This is a genomic window from Rhizobium sp. K102, from assembly GCF_022385315.1.
Classification (GTDB): Bacteria; Pseudomonadota; Alphaproteobacteria; order Rhizobiales; family Rhizobiaceae; genus Rhizobium; species Rhizobium croatiense.
Genome location: NZ_CP092436.1, coordinates 510,953 through 533,319, shown reverse-complemented (window position 1 = coordinate 533,319; position 22,367 = coordinate 510,953). Strand labels below are relative to the sequence as shown.

Here is a 22,367-nt window from a genome sequence, read left to right as displayed (position 1 = left end):
TTCCAGCAGACCGCGCCACGGTTTTGCGTCCGGAATAGAACTGGAACAGCGTCAGCACTCCTTGAGCGCTGACGCTGAGCTCAACCAGAATCAACTTATGCAGCCGCTTTCATAAGCGCCTGAATTTCCATCATATCCTGGCGAAATCGCGCCAGTTCCTCCGCTTTCAACCGCTCGTCGGGAATGCGCAGCAGATAGGACGGATGCACCGTCACGAAGAGCGTGCGCCCTCCTTCGATCGCCATTGCCTTTCCCCTGACGTTCTGCAGGCGCCCTTTCACATCGGTCAGCGCCACAAGCGCCGTCGCCCCCATGGCGACAATCAGCTTCGGCTTGACGAGCGCCAACTCCAGATCGAGCCACCAGCGGCAATGGTGCACCTCGCCCATATTGGGCTTCTGGTGGATGCGCCGCTTGCCGCGCGGCTCGTATTTGAAATGCTTGACGGCATTGGTGACGTAGAGTGTCGATCGGTCGATGCCCGCCTCCGCAGTCACCTGATCGAAAAGCCTGCCCGCCGGACCGACGAAGGGACGTCCTGCAATATCCTCCTGATCGCCCGGCTGCTCGCCGACGAACATCACATCCGCATCGCGCGGCCCCTCCCCGAACACCGTCTGCGTCGCATTGGCGTGAAGTGGACAGCGCGTGCAGACGGCAGCCTCCGCGCGCAGTGCTTCGAGCGTGCCTGCCGGAAGCTCCGGCTCGGCGGGAAGATTGCGCGCAGCCTGCTGCAGCCGGTCGTGAAAAGGCAGCGATTGCGTTGCCTCCCTTGCCGCCATCTCCCGCACCTTGCTTTCGGCCGATGCAATCAAGCCAGGAATGAGATCGGCCTCCGGCAGGTTCTTCCAGTATTTCTTCGGCATCTCCGCCTGCATCGCCTTCAGCTTCAAGCGGGCCGGATTGAAGATGCTGGCATAATAGGTGCGCCAGAGCTCATCGGTTACGTCGGTAAGATTGGGCTTCTCGCAAGGTTCGTCGCTGATCGTCAGCCGCTCGCCGTCCCAGGCGGCCGATCCCTTGGGCGTGGCGATCAACCAGTCCATGTCGGTGAAACGTCGTTGGAAGAAGGGCGCCGTCCCCCTGACGATGTGGTGGTCCGGCTCGAACCAGGCGATGAATTTTCGCCGCCCTGCGGAAACCGCGCCAACCTCCTTGAAGCGGACGAAGGCCGTCATCTTGTGCGCGTCGCGATGCACGTTTTTCGCCATCAGCCTGGCACGCACGACATCCTCGTCGGAGGTCACCTCAAGCAGCTGCCGGTCCAGCTGCAGCCGCCAGAGCAGGCGGTAAAGCAGCGAGAAGCGCGCCGGATCGGAATGGCAAAGAACCGTCTCAGCAAGCTCGATGAAGGTGGGCGGCACCGTCATCGGCTTGCGTGATGCCGCCGGCGCCGGCGGCATGGCGTCGCGCTGAAAGGAAAGATCCGCCTCCGCACTTCTTTCGCGCCACTCGATCTCCTCAGGCACTATGCCGGCGGCCGCCAAGGCGCGCGCGGCATCACGCCATTCGGCAAGATCTCCGCGTCCTGCGAGCACGACCCGGCGCATCACAGCAACGATAATTGTTCGGGCTGCGGCTCGAACATGGCGCGAAGGTCCGGCCTATCGATCAGCCGGCGCGGCGACCAGCCTTCCGCCGAGATGAAGGACTGGACCTTCTTGATCGAAACGCCGAGCCGCGAGAGATCATCCAGCCGCAGACGGCGAAAGCGGCGCGCCGAAACGACCGCCTTGACCGTCTTGGTGCCGAGGCCGGGCACGCGCAGCAACCGTTCACGCTCGGCCCTGTTGATATCGACGGGGAATTCGGCCCGGTTGGCCAGCGCCCAGGCAAGCTTCGGGTCGAGGTTGAGATCGAGCATGCCGCCCGCCTGATTGGCGGTGATCTCGTCGATGCCGAAACCATAGAAGCGGTAGAGCCAGTCGGCCTGATAGAGCCGGTGCTCGCGCATCAGCGGCGGCTTGATCAGTGGCAGGTTCTTCGACGAATCCGGTATCGGGCTGAAGGCGGAATAATAGACGCGCTTGAGGCCGTAGCTGCTGTAAAGCCGGCCGCTGGTCGCAAGGATGGTCGCGTCACTCGCGCCGTCGGCGCCGACGATCATCTGCGTGCTCTGGCCGGCCGGGACGAAACGCTGGCGTTTCTTGCTTTTCAGCGTCGGCTCGCCGGCCGCCTCGATCTTCAGCCTGAGGTCAGCCATCGATCGGCGGATATTGGCAGGCTTCTTTTCCGGCGCGAAGCGGCTGATGCCGTTATCCGTCGGCAGCTCGATATTGAGCGACAGCCGGTCGGCATAAAGCCCCGCCTCCTCAATCAGCCGCGGCGACGCCTCGGGGATCGATTTCAGGTGGATATAACCGCGGAAATCATGCGTCACGCGCAGTTCGCGGACGATGCGGACCATTTCCTCCATCGTGTAATCGGACGAACGGATAATGCCGGAGGAAAGGAAGAGGCCTTCGATATAGTTGCGGCGATAGAATTCCAGCGTCAGCCAGATCACCTCTTCGGGTGTAAAGCGCGCCCGTTCGACATTGCTCGACGAGCGATTGACGCAATAGGCGCAGTCGTAGATGCAGAAATTGGTCAGCAGGATCTTCAGAAGCGAAATGCATCGACCATCCGGCGCATAGGCATGGCAGATGCCGGATCCCTCGGTCGAACCGAGCCCGCCGCTTGTGCTCGAATCGCGTTTCAGCGTGCCGCTGGAGGCGCAGGAAGCGTCATATTTCGCGGCATCGGACAGGATGGCCAAGCGTTCGGCAAGCGACTTCTTCATTCCTATGTTCACTATATGTTCTAATATACGGAGTCAATCCGGCTCCATCCCGCCCCTGCCCGATTTTCACGCGCACCACCTGATATCGCGGGGGTTGCGTTGCGTTTATGCGAATTTTCTGGAAATCGGCCTTGGCGATCTGCTATAAGCACTTAACTAGGATTGTGGCACGGTTCCGAAGCTCCCCTTCGGGACCTGTTTTCTTTTGTGTTTGCGCCTGACGTGCCGATACAAGGAGTGAAGGACAGAAAAATGGTTGAAAAGGTACCGATGACACAGGGTGGTTTCGTCAAGCTGCAGGAAGAACTGCGCTGGCGTCAGCAGGAGGAGCGCCCCCGAATCATCGAGGCGATCGCCGAAGCCCGTGCCCATGGCGACCTTTCCGAAAACGCCGAATATCACGCTGCCAAGGAAGCCCAGAGCCACAATGAAGGCCGCATCAGCGAGCTGGAAGACCTGACGGCGCGCGCCGAGGTCATCGACCTCACGAAGATGTCGGGCCACAAGATCAAGTTCGGCGCCAAGGTGAAGCTCGTCGACGAGGACACCGAGGAAGAAAAGACCTACCAGATCGTCGGCGACCAGGAAGCCGACGTCAAGGCCGGCCGCATCTCCATCTCCTCCCCGATCGCCCGTGCGCTGATCGGCAAGGAAGTCGGCGATTCCATCGAGGTCAACGCGCCCGGCGGCTCCAAGGCCTACGAAATCCTCCAGGTTTCCTGGGGCTGATCACCCGCCACAAACGAGACCCCTCCCTTGCCTGATATGCGTGACGTCGAGATCATCGCGCCCAATTTCAAGCGCCGGCTCTCCGGCGTCACGTCGACCATCGTCCAGCTCATCCCATGCCAGACCCGGCTCGGCATCGGGATCGCGACCCTCGGCCCGGGCCTGCCCGAGGACCTGCCGAAACTGAGATGGCTGCAACTTTTAAGCCTCTGGCGCCCGCCGGCACGCCGGCGCCATCGCGTCTGGCACGCCCGCCGCAACAATGAGATGGCCGTCGGCATCCTGCTCCGCTATCTCCTGCGCATGCCGCTGAAGCTCATCTTCACCTCCGCTGCGCAGCGCCGCCACACCGCCTACACGAAATGGCTGATCCGCCGCATGGACGCGGTGATCGCGACCAGCGACCGCTCCGGCTCCTTCCTCGAAGTGCCGCACACGGTCATCCAGCATGGCGTCGATCTGTCCCTGTTCCATCCGCCGGAAGCGGCGGAAGACGGCATTGCCGCGACCGGTCTGCCCGGCCGCTATCTTGTCGGCTGTTTCGGTCGTGTGCGCCATCAGAAGGGCACCGATCTCTTCGTTCGGGCGATGATCGAACTCTTGCCGCAGCACCCCGAATGGACGGCCGTCGTCTCCGGCCGGGTGACGGCGGAGCACGTGGGCTTCGGCGACAAGCTCAAGGCCGACGTCGCTGTCGCAGGGCTCGCCGATCGGATCCTCTTCCTCGGCGAAGTGCCCGACATCAAGGTCTGGTATCGCCGCCTGACGCTCTATGTCGCTCCCTCCCGCAACGAGGGCTTCGGCCTGACACCGCTCGAAGCCATGGCTTCGCGGACGGCGGTGGTGGCATCGGATGCCGGCGCCTATGCCGAACTCATCGCCGAGGGCGAGACCGGCTCGGTCGTCGCCGCCGGCGATGGCGAGGCACTGACGCTGGCGATCGCCCCCTATATCGCTGATCCCGCGCTGGCGATCGCCCATGGCGAGAATGCGTTGCGCCATGTCCGCGCGAATTTTGCGCTGGAGAAGGAAGCAACCGCGATCGGCGCCGTTTACGACCGCCTTCTCGGCGGTAATCGCGGCTAGCCAAAAGGAAAAGGCCCGTTGGATAATCGGCCGCCGGGCCGCTGGAGAAGTCCGCCAACCCCTCCTCCGTCCGTCATGCTCGGGCTTGTTCCGAGCATCTGCCTCGGGTCGATAGAGCAGCAGATCCTCGGCACAAGGCCGAGGATGACGACGAGTAAAGAAGGAAATTATCAATAAGCAAACGGCCCGTTGGATGACGGGCCGCCGCAAAGATTGCCAACAATCAGGCTATTCCGCCGGCTGAAGTCCGCCAGCCGGCACGCCCTCTTCTGCCTGGCCGCCTAAGGCTCTCGCGAGCTGCGCGGTATCCAGCTCCTTTTCCCAGCGTGCCACGACGATCGTCGCCACCGCATTGCCGACGAGGTTGGTCAGCGCCCGGCATTCCGACATGAAGCGGTCGATGCCGAGGATGAGCGCCATGCCGGCGACCGGCACGGAGGGCACGACGGAGAGTGTCGCGGCAAGGGTGATGAAACCGGCGCCGGTGATGCCGGCCGCACCTTTCGAGCTCAGCATCGCCACCAGGAGCAGCAGGATCTGGTCGCCCCAGGAGAGCTGGATGCCGGTTGCCTGGGCGATGAACAGCGCCGCCAGCGTCATATAGATGTTGGTGCCGTCGAGATTGAAGGAATAGCCGGTCGGGATGACGAGGCCGACGACCGAGCGCTTGCAGCCGGCCTTTTCCATCTTGTTCATGAGACCCGGAAGTGCGGCCTCCGAAGAGGAGGTGCCGAGCACCAGCAACAGCTCTTCCTTGATGTAGCGCAGCAGCGCCAGGATCGAGAAGCCGTTGTAGCGGGCGACGGCGCCGAGCACGACGAGAACGAAGAGCAGCGAGGTGATGTAGAAGGTGCCGATCAGCATGGCGAGGTTGGCGATCGATCCGATGCCGTACTTGCCGATGGTGAAGGCCATGGCGCCGAAGGCACCGATCGGGGCGGCCTTCATCAGGATGCCGACGAGCTTGAAGATCGGAGCTGTCAGGGCGTTGAGGAAAGTCACGACCTGCTCGCCCTTTTCGCCGACCATGGCGAGCGCGATGCCGAAGAGCACCGAGAAGAACAGCACCTGCAGAATATCGCCGTCGGCAAAGGCGCCGACGATCGTCGTCGGGATGATATTGCTGAGGAAGCCGACGATGCTCTGTTCATGCGCCTTATCGGCAAAGGTGGCGACGGCCTTCGGGTCGAGCGATGCCGGATCGATGTTCATCCCGGCGCCGGGCTGGACGACGTTGGCGACGATCATGCCGATGACGAGCGCCAGCGTCGAGAAGGTCAGGAAGTACAGCATCGCCTTGCCGGCGACGCGGCCGACCTTCTTCAGGTCACTCATGCCGGCAATACCGGTGGCCACCGTCAGGAAGATAACCGGAGCGATCACCATCTTCACGAGCTTGATGAAGGCATCGCCGAGCGGCTTCAGCTGGGTGCCGAGTTCGGGATAGAAATGGCCGAGCAGGATACCTGCGGCGATGGCCGCGAGAACCTGGACGTAGAGATGGGAATAGAAGGGCTTCCTGCCCTTGCTGTCTGCAACTGCATCGAGTGGTGCTGCGATCATGATGTCCTCCTATAGGCTCGTCCGGAACGAACTCCGGCCTCCCGAGCCGTTCGCTTCAATCCAACAGCTCAGCCGTTGTTGCGCTCTTCTTCGCAATCGCCGTGCCAGTTTCGCGCCATCCACTTAAGTCATTGTGTTTATGTCAGAAAAAATTTCTGACGGCCAACGGCCCACCTAACCGATGCGAAAACCCACACAAATCCATTTGCGTCCCGTGCGGAAAAATGCACAAATCCGCCATGTCCTTGTCAGTCTCGCAAAGGCTTTGGCCCTCCCTACCCTTGCACCACCGCATTCGCCGAATGTGGTGGGCCTATGCGGTGCTCGCCCTCTCGGCCGTCGCCGCAAGTCTCTTGGTGAGCGGCGAGGTTGGCCGGCGCCGGGCGGAAGTTGCCCTGGAGGAACAGGCCCGCACCGATGCGGGGATGAACGTGGCGCTGCTGCGCACGGTCCTCGAGAAATACCGGGCGCTGCCCTTCGTGCTGTCGCAAGATACCGCGCTCGCCGCCGCCCTGGCGGGACGCGACGCCGGCACGTTCGAGCAGTTGAGCCGGAAGCTTGAGACACTGGCCGCCGGTACGAAGGCTGCCGTCATCTATGTCATCGACAAGGACGGCATCGCGGTTTCGGCCAGCAACTGGCGCGAACCGACGAGCTTCGTCGGCAATGACTATCGCTTCCGCGAGTATTTTCAGGGCGCAGTTGCTCAAGGGCAGGCCGAGCATTTCGCCCTCGGCACCGTCAGCAAGAAGCCCGGGCTTTATATTTCCGAGCGGATATCAGGCAGCGACGGCCTGCTGGGCGTCGTCGTCGTCAAGGTGGAATTCGACGATGTCGAAGCGGATTGGCATGCCTCGGGCGCCCCGTCCTACGTCATCGACGATCGCGGCATCGTCCTCATCACCAGCATTCCCTCCTGGCGGTTCATGACGATCGGCCGCATCGCCGAGGATCGGTTGACCGCGATCCGCGACAGCCTTCAATTCGGCGACGCGCCGCTTCAGCCGCTGCCGCTCGATATCATCAGGCGCCTCGGCGACGGGCTCGATGTCGTCGAGATCGTCACGCCCGGCGGCGCCGGAAAGACCAGCTTTCTCAATGTCGGGATGCCGATCCCTGCGACCGGCTGGCATCTGCAGCATCTTGTTGCATCGGGGCCGTCCGTCGATGCGGCGGTCCGCGAAACACGCATGCTGGCGCTGCTCTTGCTTTTACCGCTCCTCGCCGGCACAGCCTTCCTCTTGCGCCGCCGGCAGACGATCACGCTGAGGATTTTCAGGGAGCAGCAGGCGCGCGAGGAACTGGAACGGCGCGTGACCGAGCGGACTTTGGATCTCAGCCAGGCGCGCGATCGCCTGCAGGCCGAGATCGCCGGTCACCGCAGCACGGAACAGAAGCTGCAGGCCGTGCAGCAGGATCTGGTGCAGGCCAACCGGCTGGCGATCCTCGGCCAGGTTGCCGCCGGCGTCGCCCATGAGATCAACCAGCCGGTGGCGACCATCCGCGCCTATGCGGACAATGCCCGCACCTTCCTCGACCGCGGCCAGACGGCGCCCGCCGGTGAAAATCTCGAAAACATCGCCGCGCTGACGGAGCGCATAGGCTCGATCACCGAGGAACTGAAGACCTTCGCCCGCAAGGGCCGCGGCAGCGCCGAGCCGACAGGCTTGAAGGACGTCATCGAGGGGGCGGTGATGCTGTTGCGCAGCCGCTTTGCCGGCCGCATGGATACGCTGGACATCGACCTGCCGTCGCCCGAACTGCAGGTCATGGGCAGCAGGATCCGCCTCGAGCAGGTGCTGATCAACCTGCTTCAGAACGCGCTGGAGGCCGTGGCGCCGAAGGCCGAAGAGGGGCGCGTCGAGGTCAGGACATCGGCCGATGCGGAGACGGTGACGCTGACGGTTGCCGACAACGGCCCTGGCATTTCGCCTGAAATCCGCAAAGGCCTGTTTACGCCGTTCAACACCTCTAAGGAAAAAGGTCTCGGCCTCGGGCTTGTTATCTCCAAGGATATCGTCGGCGATTACGGCGGCCGGATGGAGGTCGAGAGCGATGGCGAGGGAAGCCGGTTCATCGTTCATCTGAGGAAGGCTTGAGATCATGAACATGGCCATACCCGTTGCTTTGATCGACGATGACGGCGATCTGCGCCGCGCCACGGCCCAGACGCTGGAACTCGCCGGCTTCTCCGTTTCCGCCTATGACGGCGCCAAAGCGGCGCTGGCCGACCTGCCGGCCGACTTTTCCGGCCCCGTCGTCACCGATATCCGCATGCCCGAGATCGACGGCCTACAGCTGTTCGCCACGCTTAAAGACATGGATGCCGACCTGCCCGTCATCCTGATGACCGGCCACGGCGATATCCCGATGGCCGTCCAGGCCATCCGGGACGGCGCCTATGATTTCATCGCCAAACCCTTCCCGGCCGATCGGCTCGTCCAGAGTGTCCGCCGCGCCAGCGAGAAACGGCGGCTCGTCCTGGAAAACCGCATGCTGCGCAAGGCGGCCGACGATGCGCAGGAGACTTTGCCGCTGATCGGCCAGACGCCGGTCATGGACAATCTCAGGAAGATCCTTCGCCATATCGCCGATACCGATGTCGACGTGCTGGTCGCCGGCGAAACCGGCAGCGGCAAGGAAGTGGTGGCCCAGATCCTGCATCAGTGGAGCCACCGACGGAAAGGCAATTTCGTGGCGCTGAACTGCGGGGCGCTGCCCGAAACCGTCATCGAAAGCGAGCTGTTCGGCCACGAGGCCGGCGCCTTTACCGGCGCCCAGAAGCGCCGCACCGGCCGCATCGAACATGCAAGCGGCGGCACGCTCTTCCTCGACGAGATCGAGAGCATGCCTGTCGCCACGCAGGTCAAGATGCTGAGGGTGCTGGAGATGCGCGAAATCACCCCGCTCGGCACCAACGAGGTGCGCCCAGTCGACCTGCGCGTCGTCGCGGCCGCCAAGATCGACCTTGGTGACCCCGAGGTGCGCGGCGATTTTCGCGAGGACCTCTATTACAGGCTGAATGTCGTGACGATTTCCATTCCGCCGCTGAGGGAACGTCGCGACGATATTCCGCTGCTGTTTTCCCACTTTGCCGCCCGCGCCGCCGAGCGCTTCCGCCGCGATGTGCCGCAGCTTTCGGAGGCGGTTCGCCGCCACCTTTCCTCGCATCCATGGCCCGGCAACGTCCGCGAGCTCTCCCATTATGCCGAACGCGTGGTGCTTGGCGTCGAAGGCGGCGGAGCGCCATCCCTTGCCCCGCAGCCGAGCGGCGGCACGCTGCCCGAGCGGCTGGAACGTTACGAGGCGGAGATCATCCGCGACGCGCTCGCAGCCAGTGACGGCGACGTGCGCCGCACCATCGAGGCGCTCGGCATTCCGAGAAAGACGTTCTACGACAAGCTCCAGCGCCACGGCATCAACCGCGGCGGTTATGCCTCGCGCAAATAGTTCAGACTTCCACCAGCCCGAGCTTCTTCACCTGCCGGATCGTCAGCATGGTGCGCACGGTGTCGACATGTTCGTTCGCCGTCAGCACCTCGATGACGAAATCCTGGAAGTGGGTCAGATTTTCCGCCACGCAATGCAGCAGGAAATCGCTGTCGCCCGAAACCATCCAGGCTTGGCGCACCAGCGGCCATTCGGTGGTGGCGGCAGCGAAGGCCTTGAGATTGCCTTCCGACTGATGCTTGAGCCCGACCATGCAGAAGGCGACCAGGTCGAAGCCGAGCTTCGGACTGTTCAGCATGGCGTGATAGCCTTCGATGATGCCGGCTTCCTCGAGCTTGCGCACCCGGCGCAGGCAGGGCGGCGCCGAAATGCCGACGCGATCGGCGAGCTCGACATTGGTCATGCGGCCGTCGGCCTGCAGCTCGCGGAGGATCTTTATGTCGATGACGTCGAGCTCGGTGCGACCCACATCATGGCCTTTCTTTAATTCTCCGCGGCGAGCTTCTATATAAAGCCGCGGAATACGCAAGAAAGTTTCACGCTGATGACGGATTCTTGCACAACAGGGTGATTTGCCTTGTTGGTAACGCAAGGCTGCCCTTGAATAAAAGCATTGGTCGTTCATAAATGGCGCATGGACCGCGAAACGGCCGCACTCGCTATTTAGCCGCCGCCCTCCTGCCAGTCGAAAGGAAATGACATGCCCGCCCGCCACACCAAGGTGCTCATCATCGGTTCCGGACCCGCGGGCTATACCGCCGCGGTCTATGCCGCGCGCGCCATGCTGAAACCGGTTTTGATCGCCGGTCTCGAACAGGGCGGTCAGCTGATGATCACCACCGATGTCGAGAACTATCCGGGCTTTGCCGATCCGATCCAGGGTCCCTGGCTGATGGAGCAGATGCTGCAGCAGGCAAAACATGTGGGCGCCGAGATCGTCAACGACCTCGTGACCGAGGTCGACATGAACCAGCGGCCCTTCGTCGCCCGCACCGACAGCGGCCAGGTCTGGACCGCCGATACGCTGATCATCGCCACCGGCGCCAAGGCCAAGTGGCTCGGCATCGAAAGCGAACAGCATTTCCAGGGCTTCGGTGTTTCAGCCTGCGCCACCTGCGACGGCTTCTTCTATCGCAACAAGGATGTGATCGTCGTCGGCGGCGGCAACAGCGCCGTCGAAGAGGCGCTCTATCTCTCCAACATCGCCAAGTCGGTGACATTGGTACATCGCCGCGACACCTTCCGCGCCGAGAAAATCCTGCAGGAACGTCTGTTCGCCAAGGAAAACGTCAAGGTGCTGTGGAACACCGAAGTGGCCGAAATAACAGGCACGCCGGCAAAGCCGCCGATGCCGCAATCCGTCTCCGGCGCCCGCCTGCGTGACGTCAGAACCGGTGCTGTCACCGAGATGCCGATCGACGGCGTCTTCGTCGCCATCGGCCACGCGCCGGCAACCGAGCTCTTCAAGGACAAGCTGAAGCTGAAGGACAACGGCTATCTCTGGACCGCGCCGGATTCGACCGCGACCAGCCTCGAGGGTGTCTATGCCGCCGGCGACGTGACCGACGACACCTTCCGCCAGGCCGTCACCGCCGCCGGCATGGGGTGCATGGCAGCGCTCGAAGCCGAGCGATATCTGACGGGCCACATGCCCGTCGCCGTGGCTGCGGAGTAAGAGCGGCATGAGAGGCGGGGGAATGCCATTGGATTGGGACAAGCTGCGTATTTTCCACGCAGCTGCCGAGGCGGGTTCGTTCACGCACGCGGCCGATAAGCTGCATCTGTCCCAATCGGCCATCAGCCGCCAGGTGAGCGCGCTCGAGCAGGATGTCGGCACCAAGCTGTTTCACCGCCATGCACGCGGCCTGATCCTGACGGAACAGGGCGAACTGCTGTACCGCACCGCCCATGACGTGCTGCTGAAGCTCGAAACCGTGAAGATGCAGCTCACCGAGACGACCGAGACCCCGTCCGGCAAGCTGCGTGTGACGACGACGGTCGGCCTCGGCCAGGGCTGGCTGACCGACAAGATCCAGGAATTCCTGCAGCTTTATCCCGATGTGCAGATCCAGTTGATCCTCGACAATGAGGAAGTGGATGTGAACATGCGCCATGCCGACTGCGCGATCCGCCTGCGCCAGCCGCAGCAATCCGACCTCATCCAGCGCAAACTCTTCACCGTGCACATGCACGTCTATGCCGCTCCCTCCTACATCAACCGCCACGGCGAGCCGCAGAAGATCGAAGATCTCGACAACCACCGCATCATCACCTTCGGCGAGCCGGCGCCGAGCTACCTGCTCGACGTCAACTGGCTCGAAGTCGCCGGCCGCTCGTCGGACAACAAGCGCATCCCGCATCTGCAGATCAACAGCCAGACCTCGATCAAGCGCGCCTGCCTGCTCGGCATCGGCGTCGCCTGCCTGCCGGATTACATCGTCGGGCGCGATCCAGGCTTGATTCAGCTGGCGATCAATGCCGACGTCCCCTCCTTCGACACCTATTTCTGCTATCCCGACGAGATCAAGAACGCCGCCAAGCTGAAGGCCTTCCGCGATTTTATCGTCAGCAAGGCCAGAAACTGGAACTTCTAAGCCAGATTTATGGAATGATTTCTATACTATGCAGAGAGCGCATGACTGGCATGCGCAAATGTGGGTTGCCGTTTGCCCATTAAACCACCATATCGCACATAGCTGATGCACATGGTGGCTTTTCCTCCCAGTTCCACCGCATTAGCTGTTCCCCTCTGGAGGTTTTTGACCTTCACACTTATAAGGGCCCTGGTTTTCCAGCGGCCCTCTTTTTTTGCCTTGCCGTCCGGGGCAATGCTGCATCGCAAAAAAATTGTGCGGCGCATAGCAGGCATGCACAAAAAAGCATTGAAACCTGCCTAAGGAAGCACCATATCCCTCTCAGCTGATGCATTTCGTGGTTTCTCTCCCAGTACCACCGCATTAGCTGTTCCCCTCTGGAGGTTTTTGACCTTCACAACTTATAAGGGCCCTGGTTTCCAGTGGCCCTCTTTTTTGCCCAAAATTTGCGCACACACCGCAGGTTGCCACCTCACGCCTCCGTGATTTGCATATCGACGAGCATCGATCCATATATCGAGAAAATACGATTTATGGATCGACAAACCGCGATGGACAAAGACGAGATCATCAAGGCGCTCGCGCATCCCACCCGGATGGCCATTCTGAACTGGCTGAAAAATCCGGAGGAACATTTCCTCACGCAGGAGCATCCTTTCGAAATGGGGGTCTGCGCCAGCCAATTCGAACGGTGCGGCCTGTCGCAGTCGACGGTTTCGGCCCATCTCGGGACACTGCACCGCGCCGGTCTCGTCACCACCAAACGCGTGGGACAGTGGATCTTCTACAAGCGCAACGAGGACACGATCGCAGCCTTCCTCAAGCAGTTGACGCAGGATCTGTAAAATCTCCGCCGCAACCCCGATGGCCCCGATCGGCCTTGACGCAACGGCGCTCGACCATCTCTCCGCCTGGGGCCGGGCCGCCCTTGCCCCCGCCGAGTGATCCTCCCGCAAAAGAAAGGACCATCATGGCCAAGCTTTTCGAACCCACCAAGGTTGGAGACATCACCGTCAAGAACCGCATCGTCATGGCGCCGCTCACCCGCAACCGCTCGCCGGGCGCGATCCCCAACGACCTCAACGTCGAATATTACCGCCAGCGCGCCACGGCAGGGCTGATCATCACCGAAGCGACTGCGATCACCCATCAAGGCCAGGGTTATGCCGACGTGCCCGGTCTTTATAGCAAGGCAGCGCTCGAAGGCTGGAAGCGTGTGACGGACGCCGTTCACGCCGCCGGCGGCAAGATCGTCGTACAGATGTGGCATGTCGGCCGCATTTCGCACACGACGCTGCAGCCGGACGGCGGCAAGCCGGTCTCCTCGACCAATCGCGTCGCCAAGGCCAAGACCTATCTGGTCAACGCCGACGGCAGCGGCAGCTTCGCCGACACCTCCGAGCCGCGCGCGCTCGAAACCGCCGAAATCCCTGGTATCGTCGAGGATTACCGCAAGGCTGCCCGCGCCGCCATCGACGCCGGCTTTGACGGTGTCGAAATCCATGGCGCCAACGGCTATCTGCTCGACCAGTTCATTCGTGACGGCGTCAATGACCGCACCGACCAATATGGCGGCTCGATCGAGAACCGCACGCGCCTCGCCTTCGAAGTCGTGGGTGCCGTCGTGAGCGAAGTCGGTGCCGGCCGCACCGCGATCCGCATTTCACCGGTGACGCCGTCGGGCGAGAGCTACGATTCCAATCCGCAGGCCACCTTCGCCCATGTGGTCGAAGGACTGGCCAAATACGACCTCGCTTATATCCACGTCATCGAAGGCCAGACGGGTGGCGACCGTGATTACAAGCAGGGCGACAATCCTCCCTTCGACTACAAGGCGCTGCGCCGGACCTATGAAAAGGCCGGCGGCAAGGCCAACTGGATGGTCAATAACGGCTATGATCGCGACTTGGCGGTTAATGCCGTCGAAAGCGGCCGCGCCGACCTCGTCGCCTTCGGCAAGCCCTTCATCGCCAATCCCGACCTCGTCGAACGGCTGGCAAAGAACTTGCCGCTCAACACGCCGGACCAGTCGACCTTCTACGGCGGCACCGCCAAGGGTTACATCGACTATTCCGCTGTCGAGAAGGTCGCCTGAGGCCTTCGGATCCGAATTGCGAAATCCCGCTGAGCGGCGGGATTTCCATTTCCGCTCCATCTTTGTACGGTGTCGCCATGTTCGCTCCCTATCTCGATCGCTGGTCGCTCATATCAGACGGCGAGCCGATCCTCACCCATTCGAGCCGCCTGCTGCCGGTCCTCTGGCAGGATAGGCCAGCCATGCTGAAGGTCGCGACCGACAACGACGAACGATATGGCGCGCTGTTGATGCGATGGTGGGACGGCGATGGCGCGGCCCATGTCTACGCCCACGAGGGCGACGCCGTGCTTCTGGAACGGGCGACGGGCAAACGCTCGCTGCTTGCCATGGCGATGAATGGCGAAGACGACGAGGCCAGCCGTATCCTCTGCCGGACGGCCGCAAGGCTGCATGCGCCGCGCCAAAAGCCGCTTCCCGATCCGATACCCCTCACCCGCTGGTTCCGCGAACTGGAACCGACGGCCGATAAAGTTGGCGGCACATTTGCCGATTGCTCGACGGTCGCCAAAGCCCTTCTTTCCGACCCGCGCGAAGTCACCATCCTCCACGGCGACATTCACCACGGCAATATTCTCGATTTCGAGACACGCGGCTGGCTGGCGATCGATCCGAAGCGCCTTCATGGCGAACGCGGCTTCGATTTCGCCAATATCTTTGCCAACGAGGAGCTGCCAACCATCACCGATCCCGCCCGTTTCCGCAGCCAGCTCGCCGTCGTCTCGATGGAAGCGAGGCTCGAGCCGAAGCGGCTTTTGCAGTGGATCGCCGCCTATTCCGGCCTTTCCGCCGCCTGGTTCCTCGGAGACGCAAACACGCCTCAGGTCGAGACGGCTCTGACGGTCGCCCGGCTCGCCCTTTCCGAACTTGCGGCTTAACGTCCGCCCTGCAGTGAATGCCCGATAACGGCGGACGCTGTCTGATGATGCTGCGGTTCGGACAGGCAGCCGAGCGCCACGAGCGTCGCCTTGACGGCCTCGTCGATCGGTGTGCGCGGCTCGTTTCCGAGTTCAGCCGTCAGTCTGCTGTTCGACATCCGCAACGGCACCTTCCACAGATAGCGCATCTCCTTGATCTCTCGCATCAAGGGAAGGAAGGGCGCGGCGAGCGGCACGATCCACCAGGGAAAACGCCCGATCTTCGCCTTGCCGCCGGCAACGCGCCTGATCGTTTCCGCCATCTGCATGCCGTCGGCATCCCAGAAGCCGTCCATATGATAGACGGCAAAGGACGGCAGCCGATCGGCCCGTTCGATGAGCTGCGCCATGGTTTCCGCCATGTCCGGCAAGTAGGTCCACTGATGACCGACCCCACGCTGTCCGGGGTTTTTGATCGTGCCGACCGGCTTGCCCGGCGTCACCAGGCCGGACGAGAACCAGCTGTTGGCAGCGGCGCCCGGACCGAAGAAATCACCGGCGCGGACGATGATGACGCCAATGCCGGCTTGCGCCGCCGCCTTCAACCGTTCCTCCATCTCCACCCGGATCGCGCCTTTCCTGGTCACCGGATGCTGCGGGCTCTGCTCCGTCGGCATCGGCAGGGCATCGGGACCGAAATTATAGACGTTGCCGGGCAGCACGATGCGCGCGCCGACAGCGCGGGCAGCGGCAATTGTATTGTCGAGCATCGGCAGCACCAGCTTGTCCCAGTCGCGGTACCCCGGCGGATTGACGGCATGGACAATCAGCCCGACGCCTTCGGCCGCCTTCAGGACGTCGCCGGCATTCATCGCATCGCCCTGCACCCATTCGAATACCGGCTCTTTCCCCATCGCCCGTTCCGCATCACGGTTCAGCGCGCGGATCCGCCAGCCACGCTCCAGCAGCTTTCGCGCGACCGCGCCGCCAATTCCACCGGTCGCGCCGAGAACAAGGGCGGTCTTCTTCGTCTCTCTGCTCATCACACGCATCTCCTTCGATCCATGAAATGAATATGCTCCCGCCCTCACATAAACGAAATTGACGAAATCAGTGGATCCGACATACAAAAATATATGAACTCCGAACCGAGCTGGGATTTCTATCGCAGTTTCCTCACCGTGCTCCAGCACGGATCGCTGTCGGCCGCCGCCCGCGAGCTGGGGTTGACGCAGCCGACCATAGGCCGCCATGTCGATGCCCTGGAACTGGCGATCGGCGCCGAGCTCTTCACCCGATCGCCGAACGGTCTGCTGCCGACCGACGCAGCACTGGCGCTCGAGCCGTATGCCGAGACGCTGGCGGCAACCACCGCTGCGCTGTTGCGGACCGCATCCAGCCAACGCGAACGCGTCGCCGGAACGATCAGGATCAGCGCCAGCGAGGTCATCGCCGTCGAAGTGCTGCCCGCGATTCTCGGGCCGTTACAGGACGCCCATCCCGAGCTGCAGATCGAACTCTCGGCTTCCGATGCGATCGAGGATCTGGTGAATCGCGAGGCCGATATTGCCGTGCGCATGGCCGAACCGCAGCAGGATGCGCTCGTCGTGCGCCGCATCGGCGATATTCCGCTCGGCTTCCATGCCCATCGCCGCTATCTCGAACGATATGGCATTCCGCAAAGCGTGGCTGACCTCGCACATCATCGGCTTATCGGCTTTGACCGGCAGACGGCCTATGTCCGCCTGGTCATGAAGCGCTATCCGGTGCCCGATGGGATCAAATTCGCCTACAGGACCGACAGCAACCTTGCCCAGCTTGCCGCGATCCGCGCCGGGGTCGGTATCGGTCTCTGCCAGATCGGGCTTGCACGGGAGAATGCTGATCTCGTGCATCTCCTGGCCGATGCTTTCAACATCCCGCTCGGCACCTGGGTGGCGATGCATGAGAGCCTGAAATCCTCGCCGCGCTGCCGCGTCACTTTCGACGCGCTGGTCAACGGCCTGCAGGATTACTACCGGTATTCGACTAGAACAGGATGATTTTAGGCCCGGTCGGCCTGAAATCTGAATCCTGTTCTAAATTAAGAGTTAGAGCATGATGTCGTCCGAAAACCACTCACACTTTTCGGCATCATGCTCTGGCGGATAGTCACAAAATCGGAATCGATTTCCGAAAGAATCATGCACGATTCAAGGGATCGGCAGCGCGTCTCCACCGGGATGCGCACCACTTTATATCCTTGTTTTTCCTGCTATTTCTGACACCAATCGCGTCACCTGACATTGCTTTAACAGGAGAAAGATGACACCTCACAATCCGGTTGAACTGGTGCCTTACGATCCGCAATGGCCGGCGGATTTCCGGCGCATCCGCAGCCGGCTGATCACCTGGCTGCCGCAGGCGCTCTCCATCGATCATATCGGCAGCACGTCGATAGCGGGCATGACTGCTAAGCCTCTGATCGATATCGACATCGTTCTTCCCGGCCTCGAGCATATCGCCGATGCCACAGCGGTGCTTCTGGCGGAAGGCTATGAACCGCGCGGCAATCGCTATGACGACGAGGTCTGGGCATTTTTATCGAGAGGTTCGGCACCGGCGGAGCGGGTCTACCTTTGCCCGGCCGGCAACGGCACACATCGAAACAGGCTGGCTTTCCGGGATTATCTCATCGCGCATCCGGAGTCGGCGAGCGAGTATGCCGCGCTCAAACGCAGACTGGCAGCCGCGTTCAGGACGGACGGCGATCGCTATACCGCGCAGAAGCGCGACTTTGTCGACGCGATCGTCGCGCGGGCATTGAAGGGCAATGCTTAGTGTCACGGGCCATGCGGGGCTCCGGCCGCGCGATCCTGCCACAGGCCGTCCACCACTTCCGTTTCCGGCCGGTCTCCGCCCTCAGCGTATTCCTCGTGCCACTTGCCGTTTTCGTCCTGCCAGCTGATCTCGGCGGAATCGCCGCCGACCTGCTGTTCGGCCGCGACGATACGCGCAGCTTCGAGCGCCTCGGCATGGCTCGGAAATGCTTCGGAATAGACGCCTCCCAGTCTGTAGGCCCAGCCGCCGTCATGCGGCACGACTTCGTAGACCACCTTTATCATGCATCCGTCTCCTCATCTTTATGTTGCGCATTCGCACGCCTCCGGACAGGGTCCGGATCATCGCGGCCGCTTGACGAGAATACGAGGACGCCGCGATCTGCTTTCCGGCCCCGATGGCGTTCAGTATTCCATTAAACGCCGAAGACTGCAAATAGCAGAGTGCCGTGGCGCGCTTCCCATCCCGAATCAGTGACTTAGTTAAGGGGCATGAATCGCAACGGGAGCTTTGATTTGGGCATCGCTTCACGCTTTAAAGGGGAAAAATATCTCGTCGCCGCGCTTGCCGCCGCGATGATCGCGTATCTCCTGGAACACGCAGTGATCGAAATGGGACGCGGTGTCGCGCTGCTCGCCGCCGCCGCTCTGGTCGGCAGCATCGTGCTTGCCTCGATCCGCGTCGCCCATCATGCCGAACTGCTCGCCGTCAAGGTCGGCGATCCCTACGGCACGATGATCCTGACACTTTCGGCCCTCGCCGTCGAAGTCCTCATCCTCGCCATCATGATGACCGGCGAGAGTTCTCCGACGCTGGTGCGCGACACGATTTATTCGGCCCTGATGCTCGACATAAACGGCATTCTCGGCCTCGCCGCCCTGCTCGGCGGCCTCAAACACGGCGAGCAGCCCTATAACGACAATTCGGGCAAGACCTACGGCGTGATGATTCTCACCGCCATGGGCATTTCCATGATCGTGCCGGAATTCGTGCCTAGGGATAAGTGGCACTATTATTCCGCCTTCACCATCGTCGCGATGATCGCGCTTTACGGCCTCTTCCTGCGCATGCAAGTCGGGCAGCACAGCTATTTCTTCAGTTACAGCTATCCGCGCTCCGAGCGGAAGAAGGAAAGTCACGACGAACGCGACACCGAGGGACCGGCGGCGGCCTCGATCGTGAGCATCCTCGCAGGCATAGTCATCATCGGCCTGCTGGCGGAGTTCATGTCGGCTTTTATGACTGAGGGCCTGCGCGATAGCGGCGCCCCGATCGCCGTCACGGCCGTCGTCGTCGCGGCGATTTCGGCCGCCCCCGAGATCCTGACCGCCTTGAGAGCGGCGTTGAGGAACCGGATGCAGGCGACGGTCAATATCGCCATGGGCGCCTCGCTGTCGACGGTGATCCTGACGGTGCCCGCCATGGAGGCGATCGCGCTCTATACCGGCCAGCCCCTCATCATGGCGATGACCCCGGTGCAGACGGTGATGGTCGCGATCACGCTGATTGCCGCGGCAATTAATCTCAACGACGGCGAGACTAACGCCATTGAGGGCATGACGCATTTCATCCTCTTTTCCACCTTCGTCATGCTGACGGCGTTGGGGCTTTGAAGACAGAACACTGCGGTGAAGCAGCTTATCCCTTCGACTTTTCGAGGAAGCGCTCTTTACGGGTTTTCGGCTTGAAGCGCCGGAAGAAATTTTCGATGGCGCGAATGGATTTGGTGACCGACATCAGCCTGTCGATCTGGCCGTTGGCATTATGGAGCCGCTCGGACAAGACTTCGGCCGCCGTCATCGCGATCTCGATCGGCGGCACCTGTGGAAACCTTTTGGCGAGCGCCGAATAGGGGCTGGCATCGACGCCGCCCACCATCGAGATCGAGCCCATTCTGGCAAAGAGGCGCAGGAAGATCTGCTCGAACGTCCAATCGTGCACGTCGAAGACCTTCCACTTCTCGCTTCTCTTGGCCGAAAAGCCGGCAAGCAGGATCTTGCCCGGCAGTTGCAGGTCGGCGAGCCAGAGCGCCATTGCAAAGCCGCTCGTGGCGATTTTGCCCTGGGGATAGAGATCGCCAAGCATTTGCGTCAGATCGAGGTGGCGGGCCTTGGCGCCATTGAAGCGGCTTTGCTCGCTGAAGTTTTCCTCCGGGGAGACGCGAATATTGATGACACCCAGGAAGTCATCACCGGCAAAGAAGCGCAGGACATCGCCCACTTCCCGCCGGTGGACGATATTGGCGCCCATCACGCCGCTGCGGGCAACCAGCACCGCATGACCGGAAAAGGGCTCGTCGAGCACCTTGTAGACATTGTTGAAGAAGACGTAGAGCGCCGTCTCCGGCAATTCGCTTCTGAGCCGTTCGAAATCGACCGCTTCGCTGTTGGCCACCAGCACGATGTGGGAATAGCGCGACAGCAGCGCCTTCCACGCGTCCGGTGTCAAGAGATTCACTCCGTTATCTTCGGCGGCCGTAGTCCTGATATCGCTCGGAATTGATTCCATCGGCTCACATGCACTTTCCAAGGACGATCTAGCTGTTGCTGAAATAGGCGCGCATCCGTGCAAGCCGTGTCAGCCCGCCGATCTGCTTTCCCACATGCGAGAAGAAACCGGCAACCCGGCCCGCTGCCGACGGCTGCCTGCAGAAGGAGGCCCACGGCGTGTTGCGGAGATCCTCGGCATAACGCACGGCCATCCGACGGTGCACCCAGGGAACGGTCGCCTGCCACGGTTTCTTGCGGCCGGTGAAATGGAGGATCGCCGGCCGGGCGACAAAAGGCAGCAGTCCCGTCTGCGTGTTCCAGCGCGGATCGAGCACCAGCCAGTCGCCGTCGAATGTGACGTTCAGCGCATCCTGATCGTTGTTTTCGAACAGATGCGAGCGCTCCTCGAAGATCTCCCGGGTCCTGGCAAAAAGCCCCTTCGCCCGGCAGACCGACCAGTCGAACAGCAAGACGCCGGCATTGAAATAGCGTCCGCCCTCGCCCATGCCGATCTTGCGCTGCCGCGCGCCCGCCTTCTCGGGAAAGGCCATGACATAGTCATCGACGGCGGCAAGCGCCTTGCCCTGGAGATCCCTGGTGAAGAGTTCGTCGACGGGCGCTACCGCCAGCACATCGGCGTCGAGGTAAAGCAGGCGCTCGATATTCCCCGGAATTTGCAGATCCATATAGAGCCGCGCCAGCGTCGCGGCGGACCAACGGCCGCGCGCCTGGCGCGCCGTATCCGGCGTCGCATAGGGCAGCACCTTGATCGTCATGTCATGCAGGCGCGCGAAGCTTTCGACCTCGGCGACCTCGTTCGGCTTCAGGTCGATGCCGAGAAGCAGGAATTCAACACCGGCCTTCGCCAGATTGCGCTTGACGGAAAGCAGGGTGCAGCAGGCAGCCGGCAGCATGTTGACGTCGGAACAGACGATGACGGCACTCTGCTGCAAAAATCCGGCCTCCCAAAGCGGCAACTTGAACTTGATGGCGGATATCTAGTTGGTTTGGCGGCCGCCCGCAACCTGAGATCACCCGCGCCGCCGGCGCTCCCCCTCACGATTTGAATCGGAATTCAACGACTTGCGAGGCGAAGCGGAATCGATGCCGCAGGGTCTTCAATCAGGATGGAAGCCTAAAGCATGTCGCGCAAAAGTGTGCAGCGGTTTTGCGATGACGACATGCGAGAAATCAAAAACCTGGAGCGCTGGGAGCGAAGATGAAAGATTGCGACGCGCTTCACAGGCGCAGCGCCAGCGGATGGTCGACAAGCAATCGGTCGACCGTCGCAAGCTGCAAGCCCTCGACCTTGCACTGCGCCAGCAGCAGGCGGTCGAAGGGATCGCGCGTCTCCGGCTCGGGATCGGCGGCGGTGATGACGTGCGGGACGTCGACGGGCAGGATCGTCAGCCCGGTCTCCCGGAGATAGACGGGAATGGTCTCTAACGGCAATCCCGGCTGCAATTTGCCCAGCCTCGTCTTGATGGCAATTTCCCAGAGACTGGCGACGCTGACGAAGCCGCTGGCGGCATGGTCCGAAAGCAGCTGCTCGACACGCGGAAAACGTTCCGTCAGTTGCTTCTGCGCAATCGCGATCACCATGTGCGTGTCAAGCAGGACCCGCATGGTCACGGCAGCGGCTTCAGAAGGAAATCTTCCGGCAGAGGATCGTCGAAGTCGTCGGCGATATACATCTCCGTCCTCGTGATGCCCTTTGAACGAAGATAGGCCTCTCCAGCCTCCAGGTTCAAACCGCCGCGCTTCTGATGCGGGACGAGATCGAAGACCGGCTTGCCGTTGCGGGTCACGACAATGGTCTCGCCTTTCTCGACCTCGCGGGCAAGCTCGGTCAGGCGGTTCTTCGCGTCACGGATCGAAACGGTCTTCATGACGTCAAATGTA

The 22,367-nt window shown here is 61.9% G+C and carries 22 protein-coding genes; 12 read left to right on the top strand and 10 right to left on the bottom strand.

Going from position 1 to position 22,367, the window contains the following annotated elements; all coding sequences use genetic code 11:
- Positions 1–95 precede the first annotated feature (95 nt).
- Positions 96–1,550, bottom strand: a complete 1,455-nt coding sequence (locus MHI61_RS08525; protein ID WP_239791657.1) for a UdgX family uracil-DNA binding protein — start codon at positions 1,548–1,550, stop codon at positions 96–98.
- Positions 1,550–2,782: a putative DNA modification/repair radical SAM protein gene (locus MHI61_RS08520; RefSeq protein WP_239791656.1), complete on the bottom strand. Its 1,233-nt coding sequence runs from the start codon at positions 2,780–2,782 to the stop codon at positions 1,550–1,552. Before MHI61_RS08520 ends, MHI61_RS08525 begins: the two co-directional genes overlap by 1 nt.
- Before the next feature lie 252 nt (positions 2,783–3,034).
- On the opposite strand from MHI61_RS08520, the gene greA reads away from it, so the two are divergent.
- Entirely contained in the window at positions 3,035–3,511 is a 477-nt protein-coding gene (gene greA / locus MHI61_RS08515) for a transcription elongation factor GreA (protein WP_010028762.1), read from the top strand.
- 27 nt (positions 3,512–3,538) lie between these two features.
- Positions 3,539–4,597: a glycosyltransferase family 4 protein gene (locus tag MHI61_RS08510; RefSeq protein WP_239791655.1), complete on the top strand. Its 1,059-nt coding sequence runs from the start codon at positions 3,539–3,541 to the stop codon at positions 4,595–4,597.
- Between the two features lie 228 nt (positions 4,598–4,825).
- On the opposite strand, the gene MHI61_RS08505 is transcribed toward MHI61_RS08510, so the two are convergent.
- The gene (locus tag MHI61_RS08505) at positions 4,826–6,160 is read right to left on the bottom strand and encodes a dicarboxylate/amino acid:cation symporter (protein ID WP_239791654.1); all 1,335 of its coding nucleotides are present in this window, start codon (positions 6,158–6,160) and stop codon (positions 4,826–4,828) included.
- Between the two features lie 224 nt (positions 6,161–6,384).
- On the opposite strand from MHI61_RS08505, the gene MHI61_RS08500 reads away from it, so the two are divergent.
- Complete coding sequence (locus MHI61_RS08500) at positions 6,385–8,259, top strand: ATP-binding protein (protein WP_239791653.1); 1,875 nt, start codon at positions 6,385–6,387, stop codon at positions 8,257–8,259.
- A 4-nt stretch (positions 8,260–8,263) separates the two neighbouring features.
- Positions 8,264–9,610, top strand: a complete 1,347-nt coding sequence (locus tag MHI61_RS08495) for a sigma-54 dependent transcriptional regulator (RefSeq protein ID WP_239791652.1) — start codon at positions 8,264–8,266, stop codon at positions 9,608–9,610.
- A gap of 1 nt (position 9,611) precedes the next feature.
- On the opposite strand, the gene MHI61_RS08490 is transcribed toward MHI61_RS08495, so the two are convergent.
- Positions 9,612–10,079, bottom strand: a complete 468-nt coding sequence (locus MHI61_RS08490) for an Lrp/AsnC family transcriptional regulator (protein WP_009992419.1) — start codon at positions 10,077–10,079, stop codon at positions 9,612–9,614.
- A 231-nt stretch (positions 10,080–10,310) separates the two neighbouring features.
- On the opposite strand from MHI61_RS08490, the gene trxB reads away from it, so the two are divergent.
- From trxB to MHI61_RS08465, 5 genes are all read left to right on the top strand, one after another.
- Positions 10,311–11,285 carry a thioredoxin-disulfide reductase gene (gene trxB, locus MHI61_RS08485; RefSeq protein ID WP_097665523.1) on the top strand — a complete coding sequence of 325 codons (975 nt, stop codon included), beginning with the start codon at positions 10,311–10,313 and terminating at the stop codon, positions 11,283–11,285.
- A 22-nt stretch (positions 11,286–11,307) separates the two neighbouring features.
- Entirely contained in the window at positions 11,308–12,204 is an 897-nt protein-coding gene (locus tag MHI61_RS08480; protein ID WP_004671024.1) for a LysR family transcriptional regulator VtlR, read from the top strand.
- 551 nt (positions 12,205–12,755) lie between these two features.
- The gene (locus tag MHI61_RS08475) at positions 12,756–13,049 is read left to right on the top strand and encodes a metalloregulator ArsR/SmtB family transcription factor (RefSeq protein ID WP_010056174.1); all 294 of its coding nucleotides are present in this window, start codon (positions 12,756–12,758) and stop codon (positions 13,047–13,049) included.
- Between the two features lie 125 nt (positions 13,050–13,174).
- The gene (locus MHI61_RS08470) at positions 13,175–14,299 is read left to right on the top strand and encodes an alkene reductase (RefSeq protein ID WP_239791651.1); all 1,125 of its coding nucleotides are present in this window, start codon (positions 13,175–13,177) and stop codon (positions 14,297–14,299) included.
- A 77-nt stretch (positions 14,300–14,376) separates the two neighbouring features.
- Positions 14,377–15,177, top strand: coding sequence for an aminoglycoside phosphotransferase family protein (locus MHI61_RS08465; protein ID WP_239791650.1), 801 nt, complete (start codon positions 14,377–14,379; stop codon positions 15,175–15,177).
- On the opposite strand, the gene MHI61_RS08460 is transcribed toward MHI61_RS08465, so the two are convergent.
- Complete coding sequence (locus tag MHI61_RS08460; RefSeq protein WP_239791649.1) at positions 15,174–16,199, bottom strand: NAD-dependent epimerase/dehydratase family protein; 1,026 nt, start codon at positions 16,197–16,199, stop codon at positions 15,174–15,176. The two genes, MHI61_RS08465 and MHI61_RS08460, sit on opposite strands and share 4 nt — an antisense overlap.
- 93 nt (positions 16,200–16,292) lie before the next feature.
- Here MHI61_RS08460 and MHI61_RS08455 point away from each other — a divergent pair, with 93 nt between their 5' ends.
- The gene (locus MHI61_RS08455) at positions 16,293–17,198 is read left to right on the top strand and encodes a LysR family transcriptional regulator (RefSeq protein WP_097665527.1); all 906 of its coding nucleotides are present in this window, start codon (positions 16,293–16,295) and stop codon (positions 17,196–17,198) included.
- Between the two features lie 262 nt (positions 17,199–17,460).
- On the top strand, positions 17,461–17,976 hold the full coding sequence (locus MHI61_RS08450) for a GrpB family protein (RefSeq protein WP_239791648.1): 516 nt from the start codon (positions 17,461–17,463) through the stop codon (positions 17,974–17,976).
- 2 nt (positions 17,977–17,978) lie between these two features.
- Here the strand turns inward: MHI61_RS08450 and MHI61_RS08445 are convergent, their stop codons facing one another.
- Positions 17,979–18,260, bottom strand: a complete 282-nt coding sequence (locus MHI61_RS08445; RefSeq protein WP_010029531.1) for a DUF2188 domain-containing protein — start codon at positions 18,258–18,260, stop codon at positions 17,979–17,981.
- 231 nt (positions 18,261–18,491) lie between these two features.
- On the opposite strand from MHI61_RS08445, the gene MHI61_RS08440 reads away from it, so the two are divergent.
- Positions 18,492–19,589: a calcium:proton antiporter gene (locus MHI61_RS08440; RefSeq protein ID WP_239791647.1), complete on the top strand. Its 1,098-nt coding sequence runs from the start codon at positions 18,492–18,494 to the stop codon at positions 19,587–19,589.
- Between the two features lie 25 nt (positions 19,590–19,614).
- On the opposite strand, the gene MHI61_RS08435 is transcribed toward MHI61_RS08440, so the two are convergent.
- The 4 genes from MHI61_RS08435 to MHI61_RS08420 all read right to left on the bottom strand — a co-directional run bounded on the left by MHI61_RS08435 (position 19,615) and on the right by MHI61_RS08420 (position 22,354).
- Positions 19,615–20,484, bottom strand: coding sequence for a 3-deoxy-manno-octulosonate cytidylyltransferase (locus MHI61_RS08435; RefSeq protein ID WP_239791646.1), 870 nt, complete (start codon positions 20,482–20,484; stop codon positions 19,615–19,617).
- Positions 20,485–20,512: 28 nt separating this feature from the next.
- The gene (locus MHI61_RS08430; protein WP_239791645.1) at positions 20,513–21,418 is read right to left on the bottom strand and encodes a glycosyltransferase family 8 protein; all 906 of its coding nucleotides are present in this window, start codon (positions 21,416–21,418) and stop codon (positions 20,513–20,515) included.
- Positions 21,419–21,704: 286 nt separating this feature from the next.
- Positions 21,705–22,091 (bottom strand): type II toxin-antitoxin system VapC family toxin, encoded by a 387-nt coding sequence (locus MHI61_RS08425; protein ID WP_239792807.1) that lies wholly within the window; start codon positions 22,089–22,091, stop codon positions 21,705–21,707.
- A 2-nt stretch (positions 22,092–22,093) separates the two neighbouring features.
- Entirely contained in the window at positions 22,094–22,354 is a 261-nt protein-coding gene (locus MHI61_RS08420) for a type II toxin-antitoxin system prevent-host-death family antitoxin (RefSeq protein WP_097604655.1), read from the bottom strand.
- Positions 22,355–22,367: the final 13 nt, after the last annotated feature.